This window comes from Bradyrhizobium sp. HKCCYLRH2015 (genome assembly GCF_051168215.1).
Classification (GTDB): domain Bacteria; phylum Pseudomonadota; class Alphaproteobacteria; order Rhizobiales; family Xanthobacteraceae; genus Bradyrhizobium.
The window spans coordinates 689,584-714,901 of the sequence record NZ_JBNPUO010000001.1 but is presented as its reverse complement, the minus strand read 5'-3'; the positions used below and the strand labels follow the sequence as shown (position 1 = coordinate 714,901).

Below are 25,318 nucleotides of genomic sequence, written 5' to 3'. Positions count from 1 at the left end.
GAATTGCTCGCTAGCGGCGGTAGGCCGGCGGCCGATTGGGATAGCCGCGTGGATCACCATCGGGCGGAGCCAGGATGACGGCAGGCGGATACATCGGCACCGCCGGCTCCGGCGGCTGCATCTGGGATTGAGCGCCCCACGAGCGGGAATAGCTCTCGGCGGGCTTCGGCAGCTTGCGATCGGCCGGCGGCTCGATCTCCATCCGGCCATAGCCGGGCCTCGCTCCGAGGGTCGGATAGTAATGGCCGACATATGGCTCGGGCGGGACCGTGCGGCCGCCATAGATCGTGGGCTGCATGTATTGACCCTTGCCGAGACTGGACTGGCCTTCGACGACAGCATAGGAGGCATCAATGCCGTCGATGACGACGGGCACGCCGGGTCGCTGGGGAATGACGATCTCGAAGCCTTCGCTCGCGAGCGCGGCGGAAGAGGTCCCGATCACAATCACAAAAGCCGTTGCAATACGCATGAATTCACGCCCCGGTTGCCGTCCTACAAATACCGCAACGCGCGCCCTGATGGGTTAAACGCGCACATCAATCTGCCGGTAAGACTAACGCGCGAGCCATCATTCCGGGTTAAAGCTCCGGTCGGGTTCACGCGTGAGGGTTAATGCCTGATCATCAGCCCGCGCGGTCGCGACCATCGTGCGCAGCCCGATCGTGGAGTCACCAGCCCGACGGCTCCCTCAACCGCCCGGTTGGCCCGCTAGCCCCGCACGCGACGATCGCGATCAGTGTCGACAACGCGCGCCGCCGGCCGTCGTGAAAAACGGCGTGACCGCGGAACGGCGGCGGCCGGAGGAACTTAGGAGTTGGGGCGCAACGACGGAGTCATCCATGATCAGATCTGCAATTCTCGGGGCTGCTGTTCTCGCGACCGCGCTGGCCGGCCCGGCCATGGCGCGCGACATGCACCACCGCCACCACATGGCCCGCCACGACGGCGCGATGATGCAGCAGCAGCGCGCCGACGCCGGCTGGACCAACAATGGCTGGAACAACGACTGGAATCGCCGCGGCACCGGCTTCTGGCCGGCTGACGTCGCCGCCGGTGCCGTCGGCGCCGCCGCGGGTGTTGCTGGCGCAGCCATCGGAACCGCCGGCGCCATCGCCACCGCACCGTTCCGCACCGCCGACGCCTATGCCTACGGTCCCGGCCCCTCTTACGGCCAACCGAGCTATGATCGCGGCCCGAACGGCTACTATGGCGACTGGAACAGTTACGCGACCCGCAACGGCCTGGTCTGCCGCCCCGGCACCATGTTCAAGGGCAGCGACGGGCTGATGCACATCTGCCAGTAAAGATCGAGCCGGAGCGGCTTCGACGATCGGCTCCGACAGGGGCGGCCCAACGGCCGCCCTTTTTGCTGGGCTGATGGGGAGAAGCGGCGCTCACGCGGGGAGTAGCCGGACTGCATCAACTCTGGTAGGAACACCGCGCTTCGCGAGACCTCGTCGCAAACTGACGACGAGATCTGCGCCACCAATGTGCCTTCGCCGGCTTAGCTCAGCGGTAGAGCAGCGGTTTTGTAAACCGAAGGTCGGGGGTTCAATCCCCTCAGCCGGCACCAGCAAAACGCCTGGACTTCTTACGTTTTTGGCTCCACCCGCGCTCGGCAAAGTCGGCACGAATGGCGAACGGGTGCGTTTTCGCAAGACTCAAAAACAGGCACACTTGTTCATTTTATGTTCCCATTGTAGTTTCCCGCCATTCACAAGCGGAGGCAGCAATGAGAGAGCGGAAATTCTTCACTTTTGAAACGGGAGCGCGGGCAGATCTCCCGCCGGGTTGGGCAGTCGTGGGGCTCGCAAAGAATATTGAGGGACGGCGAGAAGTTGTGACGATCGAGGCCGAGCGCGCTCCACGCTCCACCTTCGCCGCGACTGAAGCGAACGCCAACAATACGCCAATCTCACATCGATCCGCCTGACCTTGCCTCCTCCAAGACATTCGCCGAATTGGTGCGAGATCGCCTCGCAGCAGCGGTCGATAATGAACTATCCGAGCGCTCGTTGGAGAAACTTAAGTCTCCGACGCCCCGCGTTGAGAAGGCTCGGAAGCATTGGAACTTGCCCCTGGCGCGGCAGAAATGCTTGGGGCGGCCTGAACGTTCAAAGATCCAAGCCTATGGAGAACACCTTGTCGAAGGGCTCGAACCTTGATCAATCCCGGCTCTTTGATTTGGAAGGGTGAAAACAAGAGATTTGATCCAATCCCTCTTACGTCTCCGATCGATTCCGGGGGAAATGGTTGACCCGGCTGCAACTCTGCTTCGATTGAAGGGGCCCCTTCACTGTCGCCCGGCAGAAAAATACAGATTGTTATCGACGGATCGTACAACTCGCATTTCTGAAAAAACATTACGTGAATCCCGAATTTCGGCAGAACCGCAGGGAATTCGGAGCGGACAAACATTGACCCCGCGTAAGCGCCAACGTACGTAACCTTCGAATCGACCTCGAAGCGAATATCGTCACAAAAAAGGGAGTGACCGAAAAAATCAGCAAGGGAGCCAGTAGGAAGTTCGCTCATTGGGCCGTCAAGCTCGCGTCTACTGTGATTTTCACGCCTTCCGGTGCGCGCTTAACGACAACGCGAGATGCTTCTTGCGAGCTACTAGTTGCGGAGCGTGACGGCTCGGAGGCTTGTTTGATACGATCCTTTGACACAAAGTTGTTATCGCCAACGGGCGGTTTGCGGGCCTCGAAAAACGGCTCCCATCCAAGGGCCCAAAACAGCTCTCCGATTCTGCGGGATGTCAAATTTTCCAGCCCTTGAACTTCCCGATTCACTACAGCTCGGCTCGTGCCAATTTGCTCCGCAAGGTACTGTTGAGTGATCTTCCGAGAGGCTTTTTCGGCCATCAACGCGCGTCGCAGCTCCTTTGCAACACGATCCATAAACGCAGAACCTGCCTGCGATTTTTCGTCAATGATGTCCAGCTCATACGAGTTCATCGAAATCTCCCATTACGAACTTCTCTCCGTCTAGCGGGAGAGCGTTTCTTGCCGTCATCACCGCTCGCTTGTCGTCGGCGTAATTTTTGATCTTAGTTGGCTCCTTGTAGTCATCCGTATAACCACCGCATACCGCGATGAACTTCTTCGGTTTGTACATCCAGCCAAATATTCTCAGATCGGCAGTCTTCAATTCCCAGACGCCATCACGCTGAGGCTCCATATCCTTGAACATCCGATCATGGACCATCGGTTCACCGGTAATCCACTGAATCAAACGGTTGATTAGCTGCTCGGCGGGGGTAAAGGCGCTTTGAACACGACCGGTCACCATTGTTGGGACCGTCTTCCTCATCCAATTGAGACACTCTGGATATGCATACAACTCACGTTCATCGAACTTTCCGCGAGGCAACCGGAGCTTGACCCGCACGATAGTACCGTCCTGCAAAAGGTTATCGAATGTAGCCATATGGGTCAACAACTTTGCTGATTTAAAAGTCAACAAATGGTAAGGGGAATCGAATGAGCTGCCGATTCGCGGCGCTGGGCGATCCAGCGTTGCTCGATTCAGGGATGCTGCACAACCCATTGTCGCGAATCTAATCGCTGAGGCCCTGCGGCGCCATATTGTTCACTTTTTGTACTGCAGCCGCGCCCTTGTGGGGCGCGGAGCCGAGCTTTACAAGCGGCTTCTTCTGGCAAAAGATTTCACGGGCCTGACCGAAAGAGCACTGACGCGCGACTCAAACGGTCGTTCTTATCCGTTCCTCACCGGATACTCCCATGCGGGTCCAATTACTTGTTGAGGATCACCTTTAAGCCGAGCCAAATCGCCCCGAGGAGACCGCTCACGATCGTCCCGAGGGTGATTTTGAAAGTGAGGGCCTGCGCACCCTCGACGCTCTTGCGCCACCGGCGCAGGTGCTGGAAATCAGCCCGCAGCTCCTTGTGATCCTCATCGTCCAGCCCGAACGCGCGCAGGACGGCCGCAGCCGCCTCCTCCGCCGTCGATCGGGAGCGGTCCTGCTGCTCGGCGAGAACCGCCGCCACGATGTTGCGGATTTCGGCCGGGGTCATCAGTGGAACCACTTCAAGCGGAGATGCTGGCCAGACGCAGAAGCCGCCGGCGGGGCTGGCGCTGGCGTCGCCGAGCTTGCCTTGGCCTTCACGGCCGGGACGGCGCGGTGTTGGGCTTGAGGCGCCGCCCGAGGCGTCGGACCGGCGGCGCAGCCCGCGAGCAACGCGGCGGCGGACAGCGCGATCAGGAGCCTGGTCATTTCCGGAAGATCCTCGCGATTTTCTCAGCCGAGCGGCCACCAAACCAAAGTGCCATCAGCCAGCCGGCCCATTGGCCGAGGTTGCCTTTCAGCTCGAACGCCACGCCGAGATGAAACATTCCGACCCACACCACCATGTAGACGACGTAGAGCGCGAACGACCAACACACGACGGCGCGCGGCGCAGCGGTCCACCACCTGCCCTCATCGGCATCGTTGCGCCGATCGGCAAGCTCGCGCTCGCGTCGTTCGAGCTCCAATTCCTTCGCGGCGAGATCAGCGGCGATGCGCGCGGCATCATTGCCGGCCGCGAGCTTGGCCTTGTACATATCGACCAGTCCAGCGAGGGCCGGACCGCCGACGAAGCCGAGCACGGCCTTTGCGAGCGCGCCCCACATCTCAGGCGCCAAGCGCCGCGCGGATCGCAGCAGCCTTGGCCTGGAGCGCGGCGGCGTCGGCTTCCAGCTTCTTCGCCAACGCCTCACCCTGAAGGCCATACTTGCGAAACAGCCAGGCGCCGAGCGCAACACCTGCGAAGAACACGGGGATATCGATCAGCGCCATTGGTCAGATCCTTTCGAACAGACTGAGAAGCCAAAACAGGATGCGAGTGAGGGAGGACGGGGCCTGCTCCGGCACGGGCAGCCCTTCGGCGACACCTTCCAGGCAGAGTTGCTTTTCGCCCTTGCGCGAGTCGCCCGCGCGGCGATTTTTCAGCCCCTGGATCGCGGCGCCATTGGCGCGCACATACCAGGAGGCGAACGCCTCGCAGCCGCCGCGAAGATCGCCCGCATTCATCTTCTTGAGCATAGGCGAGCTGCACACAGCAGCCGGACCCGCGTTGTAGGCGGCATCGAGCAGCGCGGCTTCCGTCTTCACCGGCAACTGGACCTTGATGCACGGCCGGATGCCGTCGAGATATTTCGGCAGCGACTGTTTCAGCAGCTCATCGCACTGCGCGGGAGTGAAGCGCTGCCCGACCTTGACCGCTCCGGCGTCGTTGGTCTGGCCGTGGCAATATGTGACGGGATGGCCGGTGCCGATCTTGTCCACCTTGGCGGTAAGGTCGGTCCCTTCCCATGAGGCCGTGAACGGCACGCAAACTGCGATGATAGCAGCCGCGCCGGCGGCAAGCTTGTGCCTCGTCTTCATTCCGCCCCCCATTGGAAAACGCAGCGACACTACTGCTGGGCGGAAGTCGAATGTCGGGTAGGGACGGAAATAGCAGAGGAATGTGGGAACAACTTGCCATTGCGCGCCGCACGTGGTTGTTTCCGGCGCACCGTCCCAACTCGGCCGTGATCATGCGCTTGCGAAGCTACCTTGCAGTACTCTCAATAGGAGCAATGGTTAGTCTGGGGGCAACCGGTTTGCTGTATCGATTGGCGGAGCCTTTTGGGGCGACGAAACAACCGGAAGAGCTTGCGGATCTGCAAATCGAACATCCAAACGCGATCGTTCTGCCGTTCGACATCAGATATAACCTCGCCTTCAAGATCAGGCGGATCGAGACCGTGACCCCGGACATCGCATGGTTTGGGACATCACGCGTCGGATCGGCAATGGCCGAGATGTTCAAACCTCTGACGTTCTACAACATGTCATTCACAGCCTGGACAACCGACCAGTTGGCCGAAGCCTTCGATAAGGCGACGAAGCGCGCTCGTCCTAAGGTGGCGATTATCTCTCTCGATTATTTCCTGTTTACCGATCGCTGGGAGGAGCAGCTTAGAGAGCCGCGGTCGATGATCATCGGGCAACCGCTGAGATATTTGAAGTCAAGCCTTGGCAACTTCGCCCAGCAAGCTCTCAAGAATTGGTCCTCGCTAGACGCCGCCCAAGAGCGCTTCATTGGTCCTCAGACCATGGTCACCCGAGAAGGGTTCAGAAGCGATGGCTCATGGCTCTTCACCCAGGAGCATATCGAGCAGACGATCAAGCAGTACCGAAACGTGAGATTTCTCCTGGATGCAATTCCCGGCGGATCTTTGGTTTCGGAGCGGCAGAAACGTCCGATCGAAGAAATCGCTGCCCTGGCGAAGGAGCGGAACATCAAGCTGATCGCCGTCCAGCTCCCCTACCTGCATGATGCAGTGGACTTCTTGGACCGCACGGCGCCCACTGACCGCTTCTACGGCGTCTGGCATGATTTCGAGAGCCAGCGAACGGGCGCTTGGCTGAGATCGCTAGGGATAGAATTCGTCGATCTCGCCCGCTCCCCGCTCGGAGCAGATCCGGAAAACTTCATAGACGCTTACCATCCATCAGAACGCGGGATGGCGGCATTCGTGCGCGAGTTGATGGCGCACGAATGCTTTCGGTCAAATTATCCGCAGGATGCGGTTGACCAACAAGGTGGGCTGCATCACGTTGTGAGCGGCGCCCCCTCCGGCGTTAGTAACGCTGACGCTGGGGATGGTGATGGGTTGCGTCGTCACAGTCCCTGACAAGCCGCTGGATGCGATCTGACCTGGGCCAACGGCCTGGAACCCCCCCGCGCTGCCGTTGGAGTGCGCGGTTACGTCATAAGTAAACTGCGCTATCGTTGACGTTGACTGGGTCGCGCCGATCGCGGTTGGAAGCTCCGATTGTGCCAAAATGTGAGCGTCCTCCCCGCCAGCACCGCCCAGGCTATGCCTGATAGCGGCCATGCTCCCGCTCGTTAGCCGGTTCGCCGTTGTTCCGCCCATGTTATCCGGGCAAGCAGACACGCGCCCTCTGAAATCCGGGATATTGAACGTGGTAGAACCGTCGCCGGGCCCGTAAGTAGTGCCGATCAGAGAAAACAGCGTGGCATAGGTCGTTCGGCTGATGGCTTGGCCATATGGAAGCGCGAAATAGCTGTTCGGCGCCGTCGCCGCAATATAGTCAATACAGCCGGCGATCGGGATATTGTATGGGTTTCCGAAAAGGCCATGCAGGTAGAACGCTCCATCGCTGTTGTTGTAGAGGGCAACATAGGGTGTGCCCTGGACAATCGTTCCGGTAGGGAGCTCGACGCCCGGCGCGGAGCGCAGCGGCTTGGCCCCAAGGCCGTCAACGTTCAGCGTGCAGGCACCTGCATTGGTCGCGTGCGGCGTGAAGGCGACAACCTGCCCCGCGAGATGCGGCAAGCTGTCGAACTGCTCATATGATGCCAGCGTGTAGGCTGATGACGTGCCCGCTGTCGTGATGCCTCCCGCCGTATCGTCGCGATACTTCGCAACCGCGGCCATTGCACCGCGCACGCCGTCGTTGACTGCTGAGGGCGCCATGCCCTCTGGAAACTGGCAGGAGCTGTCAGCAAGGCCATTATTGCCCGCGAGCTGGGACCACTTGTAGAGCGTCATTGTTACCCCCTGAAAGAGAATGGAGCGGCGCGCCGGGCGAAATAGCTCGGCCGGGCCGCAAGGATGTTGCGGAGCTGCGGGACCGCGGCGAGCGCCGCGAGATCGACCGGGGCTTGATCCGGCGCAGAAGGCCGCGCCGAGGCTGCCGGAGCGGCTTGCGTCGCCTGTGCAGCTGCTGGGGCTTGAGCCGATGCGGCGGCCGCCTGCGGGCCACCCATCGCCATCGGCGCAGCCTTCGAGCCGTCGTTCAAGAAGCCCTGTGCATAGGCGAGCCGCTTGCCATGGCTGTCGTCGCCATATCGGATGTAGGATTTCAGCGCCGTATTGGCCGCGGCGACGTCGCTAGAATTCAAGAAGCCGGCCGCCGAGCGTCGCTCGGGGCCGCCCATCTCAATGCCGATGTAGTCGAGCTGCGTGTTTGGATCGTCGGCGGACGTCCCGCGCGAGGTCGCGTAATCTTCCAGGCCCTTCCGCCGATCCAGCCGCCACTGCAGAAGCCCGTAGGCCCCCTCTTTCGAGTTGACGCGGGTCGGATCTCCTCCGCTCTCCTGGAGAATGTTTCCGGCGAGCGCAGCGGCGCCGGCAGGGCTGTAGCCGCGGGCAAGCAATCCGTGATAGATATCATCCCCGTTCATCGACGCACCTTCGGGAGAGCGGCCACATGAGGCCGGTGATTTTGATCTGCATCGCGGCGTATGCCGCAGCGATGGAAGCAGTTAACCTTGCTGCCCATCAGATTGTCGGGCACTTCGGAGTTATCGGCGGGCTGGTGACGATCGCCGCGATGTATGGTGCGGCCGTCTATTCCGAGCGCCGACGCCTCTGATTTGACTGCTCGATCATTGCTTGAGCGCGCAGGCCAGAGGCGAGCATGAGTCCCTTGCTCACCTGCCGGCCCGGCTGCGGTCCATAGAACAGCCTCCTTGCGTTGTGCGCGGCATTGAGATTGCCGACCGCGCTCAGTCCCTTGTCAGCAGCCACCGCAACCGCCGCCCCCGGCAAGCCGCCCTGCGTCAGCCCGAGCAGCGGCAGCAGCGTTTGCCGCAGCCCACTCGCCACCCGCGCCAGCATCGGCGCCGTGCCTGACGGGTTCGTGGTCCCCTTCACCGGGATCATCTGCTTGTAGACGGAGGCCAGCTTACGCATCAGCTCGATTTCCTGCGGGCTGTAGAGCACCTGCGCAAGCTGCTTTCCGCCTTCATTCAGGAATTCGTGCAGCCGCTGGGAAAGAGCCTGCGCCTCCAATTCGATCTTCCCTTCGCCCGCGCTGGTCAGCTTCTCGAACATGCCTTGCCGGACCGCTGTCCAGCCGTCCGGCGAAAGCGTACGCTTCAACTCCTGCGCCAGCGGCACAGCCGCTCGTCCGGCGCCCTTGCCGGTGGCGCCGAACAGATCGTTGACCAGCTGGTTCGGCGATGCCGGCGGCGCGCCATCGGCGCCGGTAAGCCGGCGGATCGCCGCAGCAGCCGGGCCCGGCTCATTCGGCCGCGGCGCGATCGAGGCGAGCCGGTTCGCATGCGCAGACAGCGCCGCGCGCTCCTCGGCCGAGAACACGGTTTGTGCCAGCAGCCGCCCGCGCGTCCCTGTCAGAAACTCGTTGACCCGCGCCGCCGCCTTTTCGGGCTCGCCTGCGGTCAAGTGCGCAAGCAGGCCCTGCTTGAAAGCACTGAATTCCTCCGAATTGCGCCCGAAAATCGAAGCGATGCGCTGCGCGATCTGCACGGGCATCTGCCCGCCGGGCGATGCCGCCGAGCCATAGGCCAGCCGCGCGACCTCGTCCGGCGTCGCCGCAGTGTCGGCGAACTTGCCGAGGATCTTCTCGACCGCCGCGCCGACGGTGTCGCCCGAGCCGCGCCTGGCGAACTTGGCCTTGTAGTCCGCGAACGCCGCCCGTGCGTCGCGCTGCATCTGCAGCACCGCCGGGCCATCGCCGGAAAACTTGCCGGCCGCCACCATCTGTTCCACGCGGGCGTCAAACTGCTCCATGATGTGTTCGAGCGCATAGACGTCCGAGCCGGAGCCGCCCGCCATCATCTTGGAACGGGCATCCTTGTAGAGCGTCACGAGCTGCTTTCGCACCTGCTCGACGTCGCGCATGGTGAAGCCGGCGCCACCCTGTGCAGCATCTGCGGAGACCTTCGGCGCTTCGATGCGGTCGCCAGGAAAGCCGGCGCCGCGCGGGGTCGCGAAATCCTCCTGCTCGAGCTGGCGGATGGCGTGCTCGACCGCCGTATCGGCGTCGAGGCCTTCATCCGCCATCAGGCGCGCGGCGCGGTTCTTGACGTCCGGCCCAAGCTCGCCGTGGCCCGCAGCGGCCAAGTCGTCCTCGAACCCACGCATGAACGCGTCTTGCTCGTGCTGCGCCCGCTCTGAATGAAGCGCGGTTTCACGTTTGGTCTTGGCGCCCTCGAAACCTTGTGGATAGCGCTTCTGCCCGCGCAGCTCCGCATCGATCGCGTCGAGGAGATCGCGCGGCGTCGCGGTCGCGCCGTTCTGGCCGCGCAGATAGCCGGCCTCCTCCGCTGCCTCACGCATCCGATCGAGGTTCGTCCCGCGGTTGTTGACGACGCTGAAAAAGCCCTTCTGACCAGGAATTTGCTCGCGGTGCCCGGTCGCAAGGCCGATCGCCTCCAACTCCGCATTCGGCGCCAGGCCGCCCTTTGAAGCGATGAATTGCAGCAGGCTTGGCGGCGCCGCTGCGCTCTGCTTTTGCCGATCGTAGGCCGCTGCCACCTGATCGCCGAACTTCGCCCGGATGTCGGCAACGTTCTGCACATGCTCGGCGCCGAAGCCCTCCGCGCCAGTAGTTGGCGCCCCCGGCCGCCCAGAACCGGACAGGTTCATACGGCCGTCGATGATGTCGAGCCCCTGCAGCGCTCGCGGCGTGTTGGTCGGATCGAGCGACACCGGGCGTTCGGCATTATTCAGTCCGGCTTCCACGTCGTTGCGGAAGCCGGCGGCCGAGCCGGGAGCGAACTCGCCCGGCTGTTGTCCGACGAGATCATATTTCCCGCGATAGTCCGCCCTCGCCGCGTCGCGCGCTGCGGTGATCCGCTCCGACAGCATCTCGCCGGCATCATACGGCGTCGGCGCGCGGACCTGTCCGCCGGCATCGAGCGAGCGCGCCAGCGCCTGCCCTTCCTGCCCGACCTGCGCGACGCGCGCGGCGTCGGCGGACCGCCGCGCCTGCTCCTGCGCAATCAGCTCGGCCGCAATCTGCTCCGCCGCGTCCTGCGGCAGCGTGCGCGCCGTCTGCCCGGTCGCGTCGAAGCCAGCCGCGATCTTGTCGCGCGCCTCCGCAATCCGCGCATCCTGCAGATCCTTGAAGCCCTGCGCGCTGGCCTGCGCCGCCTCGCCCCGACCGCCGCGCAAGATCACCTGCTCCTCGGCCGAAAGAGCCGGGTTCTGCGTCACCTGCGATGACGACAGCGGAACATCGACACCCGCGACGCGCTCCACATTCTGCGCAATGGGCGCGGCCGGCCGCACGCGATCGGCGATTGAGGCCACGACCTTGCCCATGCCCTTGCCGACCGGGCCGGCGGCGCCGCCGACGATGCCGCCGACCGCGGCAGCCCCAGCAGGATCAGCGCCGCGGACCGCCGCATCCGCGCCAGAAAGCGCCGCCCCCGAGATCGCACCGTTGCGCACCATCTGCGGCACACTGCCGACCAGGCCGAACGCTTTCGGCGCCGCGGACATCGGCCCGGCCATGGAGAGCACAGACCCCGCGATCTGAGATCCGGCATTCACGATCGGATGCTGCTCGGCGAACTGGCGATTGTGGTCGTCCAGCATCTGCTTGGACTTCGCATAGCGCTCCGTCCAGTTCTCTCCGTGTCGACTGATGTCGTTTTCGCTCGGCGCCAGGTGAGGTTCAATGAACGGCGCAAGCGTCGCGTTCACGGCCGCGTTGACCTGATTGCGCATGCCTCCGAGGATCGGCACACCTTCCGCCGCTGCGCCGAGGACTTCGTTTGCGGTCACGGGCAACGGCGCCGCCGCCTTCGCGCCGATCTGCCAGGCGATTTCCTGCACGGCTGCATTCTGTTGCTCCGGTGAGAGCTTCAGGAACGCGTCGCCGACCGTCACCGTCCGATCACCAATCGTCAATTCGGGCATTATTTCACGCTCCAGGGGATAGAGGCGCCGCCGATCGAGACCGTCCCGCTCGCCGCCGGACTTGCCGGCGCGGTCGAGTGATATCCGGGGCCAGCCGCGCCGCGCATCTGCTCGATGGCCGCCGCGCGCAGCTGCGCCTTCTGCTGAACCACCGCCGGACCATCGCCGGGTTGTGGAAACATCTCGCGGTCGTAGCGCTCGAACTCGGATTTGCTGATTGCCGCGCCGCTCTCCTGACGCAGCAACGCGGTGATGAATGCCGATTTGGCCTGCGAATATCTCTGATAGTTCGAGGACTGGACGCCGTTCCCGACGCCGCCGGGCAGCGCATCGAGGCCCTTGCTCATCCAGCTCAGGCCCTCGTTCTGCAGGCCTCCAACAGCCCTTTCCGCCTGCTCCATGCGCGCGGCGAATGATGACGCCTTGGCCTGGGCCTCCGTCTTCTTTCCGGTGGCCGCGTCCGCCGAGGCTTCCGTCACGCGCTTGACGAACTCCTTCACGTTGACGCCGGACGGGATCGGGATCGGCTTCCCATCGGGCCCCATGACTGATGTCGGGTCCGAGCTCGCCGGAGCACCGACCGGCCGCAACGTGCCGTCCTGCTCGTTGAGCACCTGGAACGACTTTCCGCCCTGCGCATCCTCGCCGGTCTGAACGACCTTGTACTTGCCCGTGCCGTAATACTGATCGACCAGCGCTTTCATCAGTGCCGGATTGCCCACAGCCGCCCGCACGTCGGCGGGCGAAGCGCCCCGCGAAAGCAGAGCCTGCACGGTCGCGCTAGCCTGCTCGCGCTGAATGCTCGCCGGGTCCGTGCTCCTGCCCGTTGCAAGCGCGCCCAGACCGCCCATGATCGCCCCGACAGGGCCGAGCGCCATGTTGCCGAAGAACCCGCGCGCGCCCTTGTCCAGCCGATCGCCGATGCCGACGCCACCAAGCGAAAACGGCGCATTACGACCACCGCCCGGAGCAACGGTTGCCGGAGTATCCTCACCGCCCTCTGCAGCCGACGCGGCCGGAGCAGCCGCCGGCCGCGGCGCCGGCAACGGCACGGGCGCGGCCTGCGGCACGGACGGGGTCTGCGGCGCGGCGGGAGCCGGCGCCGGCTGCGATGCCCCCACGGTCGCAATCTGCGACGGCTGCACATTCATGGAACCAGGGCCGGCGAACCCAAACGGCACGACGCCCGCACCAAACCCGGTCGCAGGCTTGGGCGGGGCATTCGGATTGACCACCGAGGTTTTCGACGGATCCCCGAACTGATCGGGCCGCATCGCGGCAGACGGATCGAGCCCCATAGAGCCGTAAGCGGCCGCGTCCCGCGCCGCCTGCTGCTGCGGGTCAAGAGCGAGCAGCGACGAGGGATAGAGCGCGCCCCAGGGCGACGCCGCCTGATCGTTACCGGTCAAGAAATCGAGAATGCCCATTGATCACGTCCCAAACGAAATGTTGCCCTTCGGCCAGAGCGAGCCGATCCCTTGCGCGATCGTCGCAAACTGCTGTGCGCCGCTCATCGTGCTCGATCCCGTAGCGGTGCCGTTCTGTGTTCCGAACGTCGCCGCGACCGGGGAAACCATCCCCAGCAGGGTCTGGTACGTGCTGAGAGGAATTCCCGTGCGCTGGGCTTCAGCCGCCAATGTGGCGTTTGCGCCGTAGTTGTTCGCGTCGAGCGCCGATGACGCCATGCCGACGCCGTTCGTCAGGTTGGCGTTTGCCGCCGCCTGGTTCTGGTTCAGCATCCCATAAGTGGTGTTGCCGGCCCCGTAGAGCGACGAAGCGGCGTTGAGCTGATTGGTCTTGTCCGTGTTGTACTGAGCCGCAATCACAGGCGCGACGCCGGCCGCGATGCCCCGCCCCAGCGCCTGCGCGTTGCCCGGCGAGCCGTCCCGCCCCGCCGCCGCCCATGAGCCGTTGACCTGATCGGTGACGTCGCGCGTGATCTGATCCAACTGCGGCTTGAGCGCGGAATTCGCGCCGATCTCTGAGCCGTTGGCTGTCGAGTTGAGCAGCCCTTGGTACCGCTCGTAATTGGCGTTGATTACGGCATCGTTCTTCGTCGCGCCACCGCCATTGAGCAGCCCGATCGCATTCTGGCCGATCAGCGGCGCATAGGTCTTGCCCGCCGCGGCGTTCGCCTCGAGCTCGTTGATGGCCGCGGTCTGCGTTGCGTTCGGCGTGGTGCCGGTGCTGCCCGCGATGGCCCCGAGATTGCCCAGGATGCCGTTGACTGTCGACATCGCCGGCTCGTAGCCGGTCAGCTGCGACGTCTGCGTTTGACTGGTTTTGCTGGTCCCGCCCATCACAGACCCCTTTCGAGAACGACGTTTGAAACCCGGTAGTGCTTCAGCCGGCGCACCCAGCCCTTGCGCCCGAAGATCCGGACCATGGCCGCGCCCTCGGCGCGAGCCCAATCCTCGATCTTGTCGAGCAGGCCCGCCCAATGCTCGAAGTTCGCGCCGCCAAGCGCCGTCATCTGGCAGACAAGATGCCGATCGGTCCGAACCAGAAGCGTCACCGCCGCCGCCTCGATCACCGATCCGGAGACGGCGAGCCACAGCAGCCCGTCTCCGTTCAGCACGTCATGCTCCAAGTCGGTGGTGTGCCCGAGATCAGTGCGCAGATAGGCCGCGCGCAGCCGCTCGCGCACCAGCGGCCAGGCGAGCGGCACTTGATGCCGGGGAACGCACACCAGTTCAGCCGAGGCAAACATAGAAAAACGTCCGATCTGATTGAGCGCTGTTGGCGTGCGTGATCGTGAATTGCTGTTTCCCGACCACAGAAACGAAGGTGGAAGCGAGCGCCGCCGCGGCGTTCGCCGTACGCGGAAACAGCAACACGGCGCTTTGCGGAGCGCAGGTTTGCGCGGTGACGCTGGTGCTGTTCGCGCCGGAAGCCAGCGTCACCGAGCCAGACGCATTCGATCGCCCGTTCAACGCGGCCTGGATCGCCAGCGCGAATTTCGACAGGTCGCGCTCCTGCGTCGAAACGCTGAAAGCCGTCATCGCCTGCCCCCTGTGCGCAAACTTGCTGGCTCGACGCCGTTGATGAAGGTCCAAAAAGCACCCGCCGGGATGCGGCACTTGAAGCGGCTGTAGCGGGTGTCCAAGAGCATGTTGCAAAGGCCCGTCACCGCGTTGACGCGGCTTTCGGCTCCGTAGACTGCGGCCTGTTGCAAATTCTCGCGCCGCGACGCCGAACCGTAAATGACGGGCGCATCGGTAATCGGCCGGATGCCGACTTTTTCCTTGATGCGCAGCCCGGCGGTGCCCTGCTCGGCCGTTTCCAAGGTCGCTTCCAGGTTCGGCCCCCGGAAAAAGCCGAGCGTGTGCGCGCTATCGAACGCTGCCAATTCGGGGACAATCGCCGCTTGGAAGCTGTCGAGGGACTGCGTCATTGCGTCGAGGTTCACATTCACCAGTGTGTCGAGCGCTTCCAAGGTGATACCGGGTTGCGACAGCTCGAAAACGCATTCACCCGACACGCGCAGCGGCGTGAACTTGTCGAGAACCGCGTCATAGCAGAGAGCCTTGTCGAACTGGTTCGCCTGACCATTGACCGATCGATAGAACCAGAAGACGCGCGACGAACGCGGGTCCGCTGCACCCTGGAACAGTTGCGGGCTTGAGGCGTCCAGATCGGCAAAGAACGAGCGGTCGACGCGCTCGCGCCCGATCTGAACCGGGGAACCGCCGGGGTCGATGCGATGGAAGCCCTTCAGCGAATAGAAGAACACCGAAGCGCCGGAGCGCACCAGACTGTATGACCCATATATTCCAAGCTTTTCAGCGATTTTCTCGATCTGAAAGACGCGCGAGTCGCCTGGCAGATAGATCATGCGGCGAATGATGGTGTCCTGCAGGATGATGCCGGTTTCGCCGCCGGCAATGCCTCGCGCAAACCCGCCGTCCGCGAGGTCCTGATAGTCGCTCGAATTGAGACCGGGCGTCCAGGAGTTCGGACCGTTGACGTCGTTGAGGCCCGACCACTGCACCCGGTTGGGGTTGGACAGCAGTCCGGCCAGCACTACGAAACGGCCGACGATGTCGATGTAACGCGCCTGCGGCGGGTTGCCGGCCAGATCGACGAAGGCCGAGGCTGACGAGATGTCGTAGACCTGCGGCACGGTATTCGCCTGCACCGCGATCACGAGATTGTTGAACTGCCGGAACTGCCAGAGGTCGCCGGCCGAGATCGCGGCATAGGCGGCGCCGCCCTTCGACACGCGACCCCAGCCGAAGGTGGTGTTGTTCATGACGTAGAGGTCGGTAGCGGTCGCGCCGAACACGACGACTGAGCCGTCAGTCTTGTAGGCGGCAAACGCCCCCCTGCACTGCTGCCCAAGCGACTGAGACAGCGCGGCAAGCGACGGAAACGGCCCGTAGCCGTCACCGCGCGGCACGACGTTGAGCACCGAGCGACCGGTGGCCGCCTGGTAGTCCGAGACGTCGGGGCGATATTCGGCGAACGGGATGAGTGCCATCAGAAATCCGTCGCGCGAATGCGGCCCGTCGCCGAGCGCGCAGAGGTTTCATAGTCGAGCCCGGCTTTGAGCCCTGGAATTTCGGCCTGGATACGCTGCATGCCCTCCGGGTCCTCGACCACGTTGGTGTAGAGGATCAGCTTGGCGTGAGCCCTGATCAGGTTTTCGGCCTCGTTGGTCCACGCATTGCTGTCGGTGTCGGCGGACAGCGGCGTGAGCCGATAGTGCATGTGCGGCCGCACGGTGTAGGCCATCAACGGGATCGGCCACAGCATGATCTGGTTATCGACATAGGTCCACGTGGTCGGCTTGCCCCGATTAGGAAGCCCGGTCAGGAACTCGAATTTGTCCGGCTCCTCGCGATCGAGCGGAAACGTGCTCGTGCTCCAGCGCAGAAACAGATCGTCGATGCGGATCGCGTACGGGATCTGCGCCAGATCGGCGCCGGTGTACGCGGTCTGCCCGGCCACGGTCTGAAACGTCATGCTGCGGGTGGTGTTGAACCAGAAACGCTGCCGCTCATACTGCTTGATCGCGTCCTGGATCGCGCCCCGGATTTGGCTTCCGAGATCGTCGCGCGTCAGATCGCTTGCGATGCTGTTTTGCAGGTCGAGATACGAGCCCATTGTCCGCCGCCGCGATCTTGGGAGCCGGGAGAACGGCGGGAGCCGGCTGCTCAGCCAGCTCCGCGCTGAAGTGTGTCAGAAACAGTGCCGGATCCATTACTGGCCGGCGTTCAGATCGTTGTCCGGGATGTACTTGATGACGACATAGGCTGCGCCTGCCGTCGCGGCGGAGCCGGTCTGAGTGAACTGCGCGTAGACATCGGTGTCGGCGACCAGCGGCCCGAGCATTGCGCCCGACGGCTTGACATTCTGCGTCAGTCCGGTCGCGGCCTCGTTCACGTCGGCACCGGCGACGATGTCGGCGTTCGAGCCGGCGGCGGAGCCGACTGTGACGACGTTCGTGGTCGCCGCATTGAAGGCCTGCGTCACGAACACGTCGGTGCCGGTGATCAGCGAGCCTTTCGGCAAGGTTTGCTTCTTGAGACCGGTCGCAATGCCGGCATCGTTAAAGTTCACCTTGAAGCGGAGATAGTGCACGAGTTGCAGGGCATTCTTGCGAGCGGTGGACATAGGATTTTCCTCTGCTGAGATTGGGAGCAAGCCGGCGGCCGTCAAGCCGCCGGGAGGTTCACCGCGTCAGTGCGCGACGGCGTACGTGGTGCAGGCGATCGTTGCGAAGTCCTGGCCGTTGAACACCGACTTCTTGATGCCCCACACGGTCTGACCGGAGACGCCGAGCTCGCGCTCGTAGTCGAACAGCTCCTCTACCCACTTGAAGTGCGAGCCCTTCGCGAACTCCTTGCCAAAGCCGACAGCGCCGGCCTGCGCTCCGCAGAAGACTGCGCGGCGGGTGTTGGCCTGATAGGCGTTCGCGTTGGAAATGCCCTGCGGCAGCCGCGACCACTTGTGCAGGATGACGTTGTTGTACTCGCCGAGCGCGCCGGTGTAGACCGGCGACTTCGACGCCGCGCCGCCGGCAAGCGCGGCCTTCTGTATGTCCAGCCACTGACCGGTCTGCGTATTGGTGCGGAGGTCGGTCACCTGATAGTTGTGCAGGAACATCAGCCACTTTTTTTCGCCCTGCACCATGACGGGTCGCATCACGGGCGACGCCGTCTCGGCGCGCTCCACGCACACATCGATCAGCGAAAGGTTGAACTTGGCAGTGTTGTCGCCATTCACCGAGGCGTCGTCGGTGTAGCTGCTCGGCCGCACGAAGAAGGTCGGAGCGGTCACCGCGTTGTTGCCGATGTAGCGGGGATCGGTCACCAGCGTGTTGCCGGCGAGGTGGTTGGCCATGCAGCGGTCGAAGCGATCGGCGAACCAGTCGCGCAGGCCGTTCTTGCCCTCGTTGCGGAGGTTGAACGGAACGCGCTGGGCGTCGATCGTCCCCTTGTTCTTGACGCGGACAGCATGCGCCAGCTCGTTGATCACCAGGGCATCGTTGTAGGTGCTCAGGTTCTCCTCGTTGCCCTGAAGCGCCTGGCCCTCGGTGGTGCCATCTCCGGTCAATTGCACGCGCAGGCCGATGGTGACCTTGTCGCCAGCATTGGTATCCAGCTCGGTCTTGACCTGGATCATGTTGTCGGACTCTTCGCCCATGAAGCGGCCGAAATAGGTCGGCTTCAGCATCTCGGCGTTGAGCTTCTTCGCCCAAAGCTTGTTGGAAAGCGGATCATTGACCGCGTAAGTCGTGGTGGACACGGCTGTCTCTCCGAAGGGGAATTGGTGGGGATTGACCGCTTTGCGCAGCGATCGAGCGCACCACCGAAATTCCGCCTTCGGCGCGGGCTGGCGCATACGGAGCGCCGCCGAGACACGCGATTGAGGCTCGCGCGGGGCCCTTAGTCAGATGGGTGCAGATCAGCCACCCATGAGCCGCTTGGCCTTGGCAGGGTTCTTCTCCACCCAGGTCTCGAACTCACTCATAGGCATTGCCAGCAGGCGTTCAACCGTCATGTCTGCATCGCCGGTCGAACCGCCCGTGTTATTCAGGCTTTTATTCGCCGCCTGCCCGCGCTCGATGGTCGCCAGCCGCTCGGCCGCGCTCGGCTCGCTCTTCTCGCCCACCGACTTCGCCGCATAGCCGCGCTGTTTCGCCAGCGCGTAGATCATCTCGGCCGGGCTCTTGCCCCTCGACATCGCCATCTCTGCGATGCCGAACTCGTCGGCCGTGAGCGCGTTGTGGAGCGCTTCCGGTGTGTCGTAGCCGATCGCCTGCAGCTCGGCGGCGCGCGACTTCAGGAGGAAGTTGTACGCCTCCATATAGTCCGGATTGGTCTGCTTGAACTGGTTGGCGTCGGCCTGATAGTCGCGAACGAACTTGGTCTGCCGCTCGCGCTCGGCTTCGGCATCCTTCGTCGCCTTGTCCTGGCCGTCCAAGCGCGTCTGGATCGCCTTGACCGCGCCGAAGATGTCGTCTTCCGGGTTCGGCGGTCCCTCGGCGCCGGGTTGCTGCGCCGGCTCCCCGCCCTTGCCGACGCGCTCCAGAACCGCAAACCGCCCCTCGAAATTCGCCAGCTTCTCGCGCGCCTCGCGCAGTTCCTTGTCGATCGCGCGCCGCCGGTTGCGCTCCTCCTGCAGAGCGGCCAGCGGCACATGGGTGTTGCCCGCCTGCTTGTCGCCAGCGCCAGACGCAGACCGGCCCTCGCCCTCCCCGCCTGACGCGCCGGGATCAGAACTCGATACGGCATCTGCGGCGCCGCTCTCGCTCTCCCCGGTCGGAATGCCGCTTTCACCACCTGTCTCGAAAAACTTGCTCTCCTCGGCCGTCAGTGAGCTTTCGTCCAACGCCATTGTCTTGCCCTTCAGGTTGCGCGGATCGCCACGCACGGACCCGGATCATCCGGGAAACTCAGAACTGTTTCGTACGATGCAACGTCAGCAGGCGAGCAGCAGGATTGCTTCCTCGTCTCGTCGCTTCCTGGCTGCCTGGGCGGCCTGCTTTTCGGCGGCCATGCGTCGCGCCGCGACGGCCGCCATATCCACCACCGGCGCCGCGGGCGCGCTCTGCGGCCTTCCTATCGGCCCGAACGTCGGAGCGGTGCGCCGGTCGATCGGCGGCGGCGGAACGCGTGTGATGCGCTGCAGCCGCTTTGCTTCCTCCATTTCGAGCAGGAAGTGACCAACGCCGCCGAGCTTGAACTCGTAGTCGTCACCCGAGCGGATCAGGTTCGCCGGGTTGAAGGTGACCGCGACCGTCGCTCCGGCCGCGACTTCCACGATCGGTTCATTCGCTGCAAAGCCGGACAGAGCGAATGCGCCAGGCGCTGCGTCGATGGCCGGGATCAGCCCAGCGGGCTTGAACGTCAGCGCATAGGACGCGAGCGCCGCCGGCTCGAAGATCTTGAACGCAGCCGGAGCGCCGTTCAACGCGAATTGACCGGCTGCCGGCGCCTCCGAGATCTTGAGTGCAGCAGCGATCCCGGTAAACGCGAACGCGCCGAAAGCGTCGGGCGTGGAAATCTTGGACGTCGCGGCGATGCCAGACAGCGCAAGCGCCGATCCTGCCACCAGCTGGGCTACGTTGAGCCCGATCGCCGGAGACGACAGCGCGAGCGCTCCGACCGCCGCCGGAAGGCTGATTGTCTGCGTCTGGCGCGGAAGCTCGCCGAGCGACTGACGGCCGAGCGCGTCAAAGCCAAGAAGCGACATCAGTAGTACTCATCAATGATGATAACGCCGGAGCCGCCGGCCCCCCCAGCAGTGCCATTCGCACCCGCCGTGCCACCGCTGCCCGCTGCTCCGACCGAGTATGCGTATGTTGCTGCCGGACTGGCGATGTACTTCTCAAGGTAACCACCGGCGCCGCCGCCAGTGGCACCGCGCCCGCCAGAACCGCCATCGGTGCCACCGCCGCCACCGCCGCCGCTGCCGCTGTTCGTCGCAGCCGCACTCCCTGCAGAACCGACCCATCCGCCAGCGCCGCAACCTCCAAATACGGAACTCCCACCGTTCTTGCCTTGAAGAGTTGCGCCCGTAGCGCCACCCGCACCATCGGTTGGCGCGCTGTGATTTCCCCTAATGTTCAGATCACCACCGGCAGCCCCACCACCGCTCGCATAAGCGTTGCCGTATGGACCGCCGTTTGCTCCTCCCGAGGCGGTCAGGAAAGACGAGCCGAACGTTGTGTCGCCGCCGACGCTACCGAATGCAGCACCGGTGGTGCCGCCGCCCCCTCCTCCTCCCCCGCCGCCGACCATGCGAACCAAGAGCGCCTTACATCCCGGCTTCAGGCTGTACGTTCCCGAACCATTGGTGAGGACGGTCCTGGTCCGTGTACTCGGCACCGCTGCCGCGCTGATGTTCGCGCGGGCCTGCGCCTGCTGTGTTGCCGTGAAGCTGTTGGCCTCCTCAACAGCGATCAAGTCTTCCTTGAGCGCCACGATCGCAATTTGCGGCGCGGCGACAAAGTTGATCTTAGCACCCGCGCCGGTCTGTCCCACCGCAGTGCCGGTGCCAGAGCTGTTGAAAAGCACCGCAGCCCGCGTCAGTACGCCGGTCAAGGTGGTGTAGGTGCCCTCGCCGATTTCCCATTGCGACAGGTCGGCGCTCTCTGCACGGTACTTGTAGGCACGGCCGTTCACCACGCCAGCGAGGGCGGGGCTGTTGTAGCCCTGCACCGCGGTCGAGAAGGTCCAGTCCGTGGTACCGCCCGCGGTCGACGTGAAGCGGCAGGCGTCGAGGAAAGCGGCCATGGTCGCCTCTTATTGGAGCTGCAAGGTGCCGTTGGTCTGGTCGAGCGCGACCGTGAAGGTGTTGCCGTTCGTCAGGGTAATGGCCGTGCCATAGTCCCACCATCCGATCAGATTGCCGCTTGCGGCCGTCGAGTTGTAGAGCACCGCCCACTCAAACGGCCCGATGTTGCCGCCGGCCGCAACGAAAGCGACGGGTGACAGGACAAGCTTGTACAGGCCCGCAGTCTGGGCAGCGGACACCAGCGAGGCCGTGAGGCCACCGGCCGTATAGCCATTCCCAGCGGCAATCTCGGTGATGTTGGCCTTGACCGTGTTGGCGGCGACGGGTGCCGTGTTCGTCAGCAGGATCTTGAGCGTGTCTGTGTTGAGGTTGTGCACCTTCTGTGCCAGGTCGGCGACGAACGAATTGAATTTGTTGAACGTCGCCATATTCAGCCCCTCATTGGCGCGATGCCGACGATTTCGCCGGACTGCGGATCACGGATCAGTTGCTTGGGTGCGTTGAAGGCCTGCGCCAGCATGTTCATGTCCCGGCGCATCTCGCCGAGGACGGACATGATCAGCGCCGCAGCTTGCTCGCCATGGTTCGGCGCGGGCAACCCATCTGGCCCCACCGCCGGAGGCGCGGTCAGAGCCTGCGTCAGCGCGTCTTGATGCGCCTTCTGCAGGTCCAGTTGCGCCCGCGCCTCCTGCTCACGGGTCATGCTCTCAATCTTGGCATCGGTGAGCTTGCGGTGGTTCTCGATGTCGGCTTGCGCCTTGTCGTTCTGGAGCTTCAATTCGGCGTCGCGCTTCTGCTGCTCCGGGTCCGGCTGCTGCTGCGATTGCTGGATGCTGTCCGAGATATCCTTCTGCGCCGACGTCGGCAGCGGCGAATACTTCAGCAGTGCAAGCCACGTTGCGGGCGGCAGCATCTTGCCAATCACCGGCAGGATCTGTTGCAGCAGCGTCCAGGTCAGTTCTTTTTGGTTCGCGCTGGTCGGTGCTTCGTCAACGATCACCTCATAGGTGACGTCGGTTTGCCGGATCAGCGGCACGAACTGCGCCTCCTCCGGACCTTCGATCTTGATCAGCCGCCCGTCCGAAAGATAGTTCTGGATCAAGAACAGCAGCAAGCGCCCCTGCTCTTTCCGGTATCGCCGCAGACCATCGAACAGTGGCTGCAGGATCAGCATGACCGCCTGCTTACGCTGGCGATCGAGCGAGGCCGCCTGGTCGGCCGCGCCCTGCATGCCGAGCATCTCGACATTGACGCCCGAGACGGCCGGCAGCGACTGCACCGCGAATTGCATCAGGTTGAACGACGCAGCCGGGAACTCCGCGACCGGCTTCTGAATGAACTTCGGGTTCGCGCCCGACAGGGCACCGGGTTTCAGGTACGTCACCTGATCGTTCTTCGCCCAGCTCGCCTCGCCGTCCTGATCGTCATCGAAGAACTGGCCGCGCTCCGCGGCAATGCCGCCCTTGGCGCTTGAGTTCATGATGTGCATCGTCTGCGACATCCACTTATTGGACCAGCGCGCCGGGTCCTTCATCGCTCGGACGATGCCGAAAAACGTGTTCTTGTTGCGGTCGCGCTTGCCCGTGATCGCCTTGAAGCTGAAATGCCCCTTGGCCGGCGCATCGCCGATTTCAAGCAGCACAGAGCCGAGATAGGCTTGGCGGTAGACCTTCCGGGTTGACTTGACGGTCTTGGGCATGGGAGCACCGGCAAGCTTGAACTTCTTGCTCAGCTCTGCATGCTCCTCCGCGGTCAGCGTCTTGATGCTCTGAGGGTTCTCAGGGTCTGCCATCAGGTAGACGGGCACGCGCTCCCACCACTGCGCGCGAACCAGCGTCACCATTGCATCGTCGTCATCGTCCTTCCCGTTGTTCTCCTCACGGGTGTAGAAGTTCGCGTCAACCTCGTGTGGCCTGTCGCTGTCGCGACCATCGACCCAGGAAGCGTTGTAATCGGCATCTTCGAACGGCCGATCAGGATCGCCCGGGCAGAGCGCGCGTGCCTCATCGATCGTGACACGGCGCACATGAAACAACCGCCGACCATCGACGATATTACGTTTCTTCGCGCCGCTGTCCCACACCATTTCGAGCGGGTCGACGCGATGAACGCGGGGTTCGCCTTCCGGGTTCTCCTCATAGTCGAGGCATGTTTCGGTCCATCCCATGCCGCAGACAACGACGTCGCGAAACGCGTCGCTTTCCTCATCCTCTGCGTCGCACTGCTGCCGGAACCACTTCGCCGCCGACGTCAGCAGCTCGTTTTTCTTCACCGCGCCCTGCTGGCGCGGCAGGAACTGCACCTCTTGCCGGTTGGCAACCTCTTGCCCGGCAACGCTGTCGACCGTCACCCCGATTCGGTTGAACACGACGATCGGCCGGTTCATGTCCTTCAGAATGTTCTTGTCGTCGTCGGTCAGTTGATCGCCGGCCTCAAAGGCGTAGTCCTCTTTTGCCTCGGTGCGCCACTTCGTCTGCGCCTCGCTCCCATAGTCGCGCTTGAACCAGCGCTTGAGCTTGCCGAACAGCGCGTCAGCGTCGCCGACCACCTCGCGAGCCATCTCCTGGCGTGCTCCGGCGTCGCCGGTGTCGTGATCGTCCATCGTCAGGGTTACACCTTGCTTGCGTCGCGCTCACACGCTGTTGTCGCCTGACTTCGCTCGTACGATGCATGGCGGAAGATCAGGGCAACAGGCGCGAGCCTTTCATCCCGAATTTCGGGCGCGCCACGAAGCGCCGTCTGCAAGTTGTTCGACCTATTCAGTGGCGCCACGCCGACGCGGCGACCAACCATCGGCGTAGTTACACCTGACGGCTTCCCCCTTGCGCTGCAAGCAGGGAGCACACTCGCGTGTTCTTGGCGATACTGCGCAGAAATGTCCGGGGCGGCGGCGCTTTAGCAAATGCTCAGCGAATTCAACAACGAAGCCAGCAAGGCGCATAAAGATGTGGATGCGTCGAGGTCAGGCATGCCCTGCACAATCATGACGGGTATACTGACAGAAACAATCGAGATCAGGGATGTAAGTCCATGAAAGATCTTCTGGACCTCGCACCAAAATTTCTTGCGGTTCTGTCGGCTATGGTCCTCACCCTCACTGTCGTACATGAGTACGGATATTTCGGCGTGGTCGGATCCCACTTGCAGACGATTGCGACGACATACGACTATCTGGCCAATGCATTTATTTGGCTGCCGACGGCGATGGGATCGATATTATCTGTACAGTTCCTAAGTAGCGCCATGGAGATTGAAGAAATAAAGACTGACGATGGACAAACGAAGCACCAGATAAAGTATCGAGGATTCTTCTATTTTATTTGGGCAATCGCTGCGATCTCAGTAGTTCTTTATCTCCTATTTGGTGGACTGACTGCCTCTCTAGCGGTCTTATCATTCATGGGCGTGACCGTAGTTTTCTTCCTGACGCGTGGCTTGAAGACGGAGGGCGAGCGGCTACAACGATGGCGACTTGGCGCATTTTTTGCTTACGTTGCGCTGCTCGCGTATGGATACGGCGTAAGCACTGGCTATTTGGACCTTGCTAAGTCCAACGATGTATACGCCCTTGCGCTCAAAGATAGTCAAGGCCCCGCTCGCCGCCTTGTCCTGCTGCGGGTTTTCGACAAGGGCTTACTGGTCCGCGATTTGCGTGCCCAAACAGTAGAGTTCTTGAGGTGGGACGTTATCAGCACGATGTCCAAGTTTGCGCCTAAGCCAGATGCAACCCAGGGCTACCTGTGCACTTGGTTTGACGTCGCGTGTCGACGTCAAGAAGTGGGCGCCCCGTTTGAGCCCTGAATTCGGATTCCCAAAAATGAACTTGTGGCAATGCGTCAACACGGATTCGGGGAAGTTGGCCTGGTCCGTGATGTTGTTG

26 protein-coding genes and 1 tRNA gene are annotated in these 25,318 nt (G+C 63.1%); 4 read left to right on the top strand and 23 right to left on the bottom strand.

Annotation, left to right across the window (positions count from 1 at the left end; all coding sequences use genetic code 11):
- Positions 1-10: 10 nt before the first annotated feature.
- Positions 11-472, bottom strand: a complete 462-nt coding sequence (locus ACQR1H_RS03285; protein ID WP_315801025.1) for a hypothetical protein — start codon at positions 470-472, stop codon at positions 11-13.
- A gap of 370 nt (positions 473-842) precedes the next feature.
- Between ACQR1H_RS03285 and ACQR1H_RS03280 the strand changes: the two genes are divergently transcribed.
- Both ACQR1H_RS03280 and ACQR1H_RS03275 read left to right on the top strand, forming a co-directional pair.
- Complete coding sequence (locus tag ACQR1H_RS03280; RefSeq protein ID WP_316177037.1) at positions 843-1,307, top strand: hypothetical protein; 465 nt, start codon at positions 843-845, stop codon at positions 1,305-1,307.
- 194 nt (positions 1,308-1,501) lie between these two features.
- Positions 1,502-1,576 (top strand) — tRNA-Thr (locus ACQR1H_RS03275).
- A gap of 958 nt (positions 1,577-2,534) precedes the next feature.
- On the opposite strand, the gene ACQR1H_RS03270 is transcribed toward ACQR1H_RS03275, so the two are convergent.
- From ACQR1H_RS03270 to ACQR1H_RS03235, 8 genes are all read right to left on the bottom strand, one after another.
- A complete protein-coding gene (locus tag ACQR1H_RS03270; RefSeq protein ID WP_434907136.1) occupies positions 2,535-2,963 on the bottom strand; it encodes a hypothetical protein in 429 nt (142 codons plus the stop codon).
- Complete coding sequence (locus tag ACQR1H_RS03265) at positions 2,950-3,555, bottom strand: hypothetical protein (protein WP_434907135.1); 606 nt, start codon at positions 3,553-3,555, stop codon at positions 2,950-2,952. Before ACQR1H_RS03265 ends, ACQR1H_RS03270 begins: the two co-directional genes overlap by 14 nt.
- Before the next feature lie 206 nt (positions 3,556-3,761).
- A complete protein-coding gene (locus tag ACQR1H_RS03260; RefSeq protein WP_434907134.1) occupies positions 3,762-4,043 on the bottom strand; it encodes a hypothetical protein in 282 nt (93 codons plus the stop codon).
- A 196-nt stretch (positions 4,044-4,239) separates the two neighbouring features.
- Complete coding sequence (locus ACQR1H_RS03255) at positions 4,240-4,641, bottom strand: hypothetical protein (RefSeq protein WP_434907133.1); 402 nt, start codon at positions 4,639-4,641, stop codon at positions 4,240-4,242.
- A gap of 1 nt (position 4,642) precedes the next feature.
- Complete coding sequence (locus ACQR1H_RS03250) at positions 4,643-4,807, bottom strand: hypothetical protein (RefSeq protein ID WP_434907132.1); 165 nt, start codon at positions 4,805-4,807, stop codon at positions 4,643-4,645.
- Positions 4,808-4,810: 3 nt separating this feature from the next.
- Positions 4,811-5,341 (bottom strand): lysozyme, encoded by a 531-nt coding sequence (locus ACQR1H_RS03245; RefSeq protein ID WP_434907131.1) that lies wholly within the window; start codon positions 5,339-5,341, stop codon positions 4,811-4,813.
- Between the two features lie 1,223 nt (positions 5,342-6,564).
- A complete protein-coding gene (locus ACQR1H_RS03240) occupies positions 6,565-7,572 on the bottom strand; it encodes a phage tail protein (RefSeq protein WP_434907130.1) in 1,008 nt (335 codons plus the stop codon).
- 2 nt (positions 7,573-7,574) lie between these two features.
- Positions 7,575-8,207, bottom strand: coding sequence for a phage tail tip lysozyme (locus ACQR1H_RS03235; protein WP_434907129.1), 633 nt, complete (start codon positions 8,205-8,207; stop codon positions 7,575-7,577).
- A 26-nt stretch (positions 8,208-8,233) separates the two neighbouring features.
- Between ACQR1H_RS03235 and ACQR1H_RS03230 the strand changes: the two genes are divergently transcribed.
- On the top strand, positions 8,234-8,398 hold the full coding sequence (locus tag ACQR1H_RS03230; protein WP_434907128.1) for a hypothetical protein: 165 nt from the start codon (positions 8,234-8,236) through the stop codon (positions 8,396-8,398).
- Here the strand turns inward: ACQR1H_RS03230 and ACQR1H_RS03225 are convergent.
- The 14 genes from ACQR1H_RS03225 to ACQR1H_RS03160 form a co-directional block, all read right to left on the bottom strand.
- Positions 8,374-11,664, bottom strand: a complete 3,291-nt coding sequence (locus ACQR1H_RS03225) for a hypothetical protein (protein WP_434907127.1) — start codon at positions 11,662-11,664, stop codon at positions 8,374-8,376. The genes ACQR1H_RS03230 and ACQR1H_RS03225 overlap by 25 nt on opposite strands.
- A 29-nt stretch (positions 11,665-11,693) precedes the next feature.
- On the bottom strand, positions 11,694-13,121 hold the full coding sequence (locus ACQR1H_RS03220; RefSeq protein ID WP_434907126.1) for a hypothetical protein: 1,428 nt from the start codon (positions 13,119-13,121) through the stop codon (positions 11,694-11,696).
- A gap of 3 nt (positions 13,122-13,124) precedes the next feature.
- Positions 13,125-13,994 (bottom strand): tail fiber domain-containing protein, encoded by an 870-nt coding sequence (locus tag ACQR1H_RS03215; protein WP_434907125.1) that lies wholly within the window; start codon positions 13,992-13,994, stop codon positions 13,125-13,127.
- Positions 13,994-14,404, bottom strand: coding sequence for a hypothetical protein (locus ACQR1H_RS03210; protein WP_434907124.1), 411 nt, complete (start codon positions 14,402-14,404; stop codon positions 13,994-13,996). The genes ACQR1H_RS03215 and ACQR1H_RS03210 overlap by 1 nt, the downstream gene beginning before the upstream one ends.
- Positions 14,388-14,696 carry a hypothetical protein gene (locus ACQR1H_RS03205; RefSeq protein WP_434907123.1) on the bottom strand — a complete coding sequence of 103 codons (309 nt, stop codon included), beginning with the start codon at positions 14,694-14,696 and terminating at the stop codon, positions 14,388-14,390. The genes ACQR1H_RS03210 and ACQR1H_RS03205 overlap by 17 nt, the downstream gene beginning before the upstream one ends.
- Positions 14,693-16,174, bottom strand: coding sequence for a hypothetical protein (locus tag ACQR1H_RS03200; protein WP_434907122.1), 1,482 nt, complete (start codon positions 16,172-16,174; stop codon positions 14,693-14,695). The genes ACQR1H_RS03205 and ACQR1H_RS03200 overlap by 4 nt, the downstream gene beginning before the upstream one ends.
- Positions 16,174-16,800, bottom strand: a complete 627-nt coding sequence (locus tag ACQR1H_RS03195; protein WP_434907121.1) for a hypothetical protein — start codon at positions 16,798-16,800, stop codon at positions 16,174-16,176. The genes ACQR1H_RS03200 and ACQR1H_RS03195 overlap by 1 nt, the downstream gene beginning before the upstream one ends.
- Positions 16,801-16,896: 96 nt before the next feature.
- On the bottom strand, positions 16,897-17,310 hold the full coding sequence (locus tag ACQR1H_RS03190; RefSeq protein ID WP_434907120.1) for a hypothetical protein: 414 nt from the start codon (positions 17,308-17,310) through the stop codon (positions 16,897-16,899).
- A gap of 66 nt (positions 17,311-17,376) precedes the next feature.
- Entirely contained in the window at positions 17,377-18,444 is a 1,068-nt protein-coding gene (locus tag ACQR1H_RS03185) for a N4-gp56 family major capsid protein (RefSeq protein WP_434907119.1), read from the bottom strand.
- 159 nt (positions 18,445-18,603) lie between these two features.
- Positions 18,604-19,572, bottom strand: a complete 969-nt coding sequence (locus ACQR1H_RS03180; RefSeq protein ID WP_434907118.1) for a hypothetical protein — start codon at positions 19,570-19,572, stop codon at positions 18,604-18,606.
- A gap of 48 nt (positions 19,573-19,620) precedes the next feature.
- A complete protein-coding gene (locus ACQR1H_RS03175) occupies positions 19,621-20,394 on the bottom strand; it encodes a hypothetical protein (RefSeq protein WP_434907117.1) in 774 nt (257 codons plus the stop codon).
- Positions 20,394-21,437 carry a hypothetical protein gene (locus tag ACQR1H_RS03170; protein ID WP_434907116.1) on the bottom strand — a complete coding sequence of 348 codons (1,044 nt, stop codon included), beginning with the start codon at positions 21,435-21,437 and terminating at the stop codon, positions 20,394-20,396. Before ACQR1H_RS03170 ends, ACQR1H_RS03175 begins: the two co-directional genes overlap by 1 nt.
- Positions 21,438-21,446: 9 nt before the next feature.
- Positions 21,447-21,866, bottom strand: coding sequence for a hypothetical protein (locus ACQR1H_RS03165; RefSeq protein ID WP_434907115.1), 420 nt, complete (start codon positions 21,864-21,866; stop codon positions 21,447-21,449).
- Positions 21,867-21,868: 2 nt separating this feature from the next.
- Positions 21,869-24,040 carry a portal protein gene (locus ACQR1H_RS03160; protein ID WP_434907114.1) on the bottom strand — a complete coding sequence of 724 codons (2,172 nt, stop codon included), beginning with the start codon at positions 24,038-24,040 and terminating at the stop codon, positions 21,869-21,871.
- A gap of 428 nt (positions 24,041-24,468) precedes the next feature.
- Between ACQR1H_RS03160 and ACQR1H_RS03155 the strand changes: the two genes are divergently transcribed.
- Entirely contained in the window at positions 24,469-25,239 is a 771-nt protein-coding gene (locus ACQR1H_RS03155; protein ID WP_434907113.1) for a hypothetical protein, read from the top strand.
- Positions 25,240-25,318: the final 79 nt, after the last annotated feature.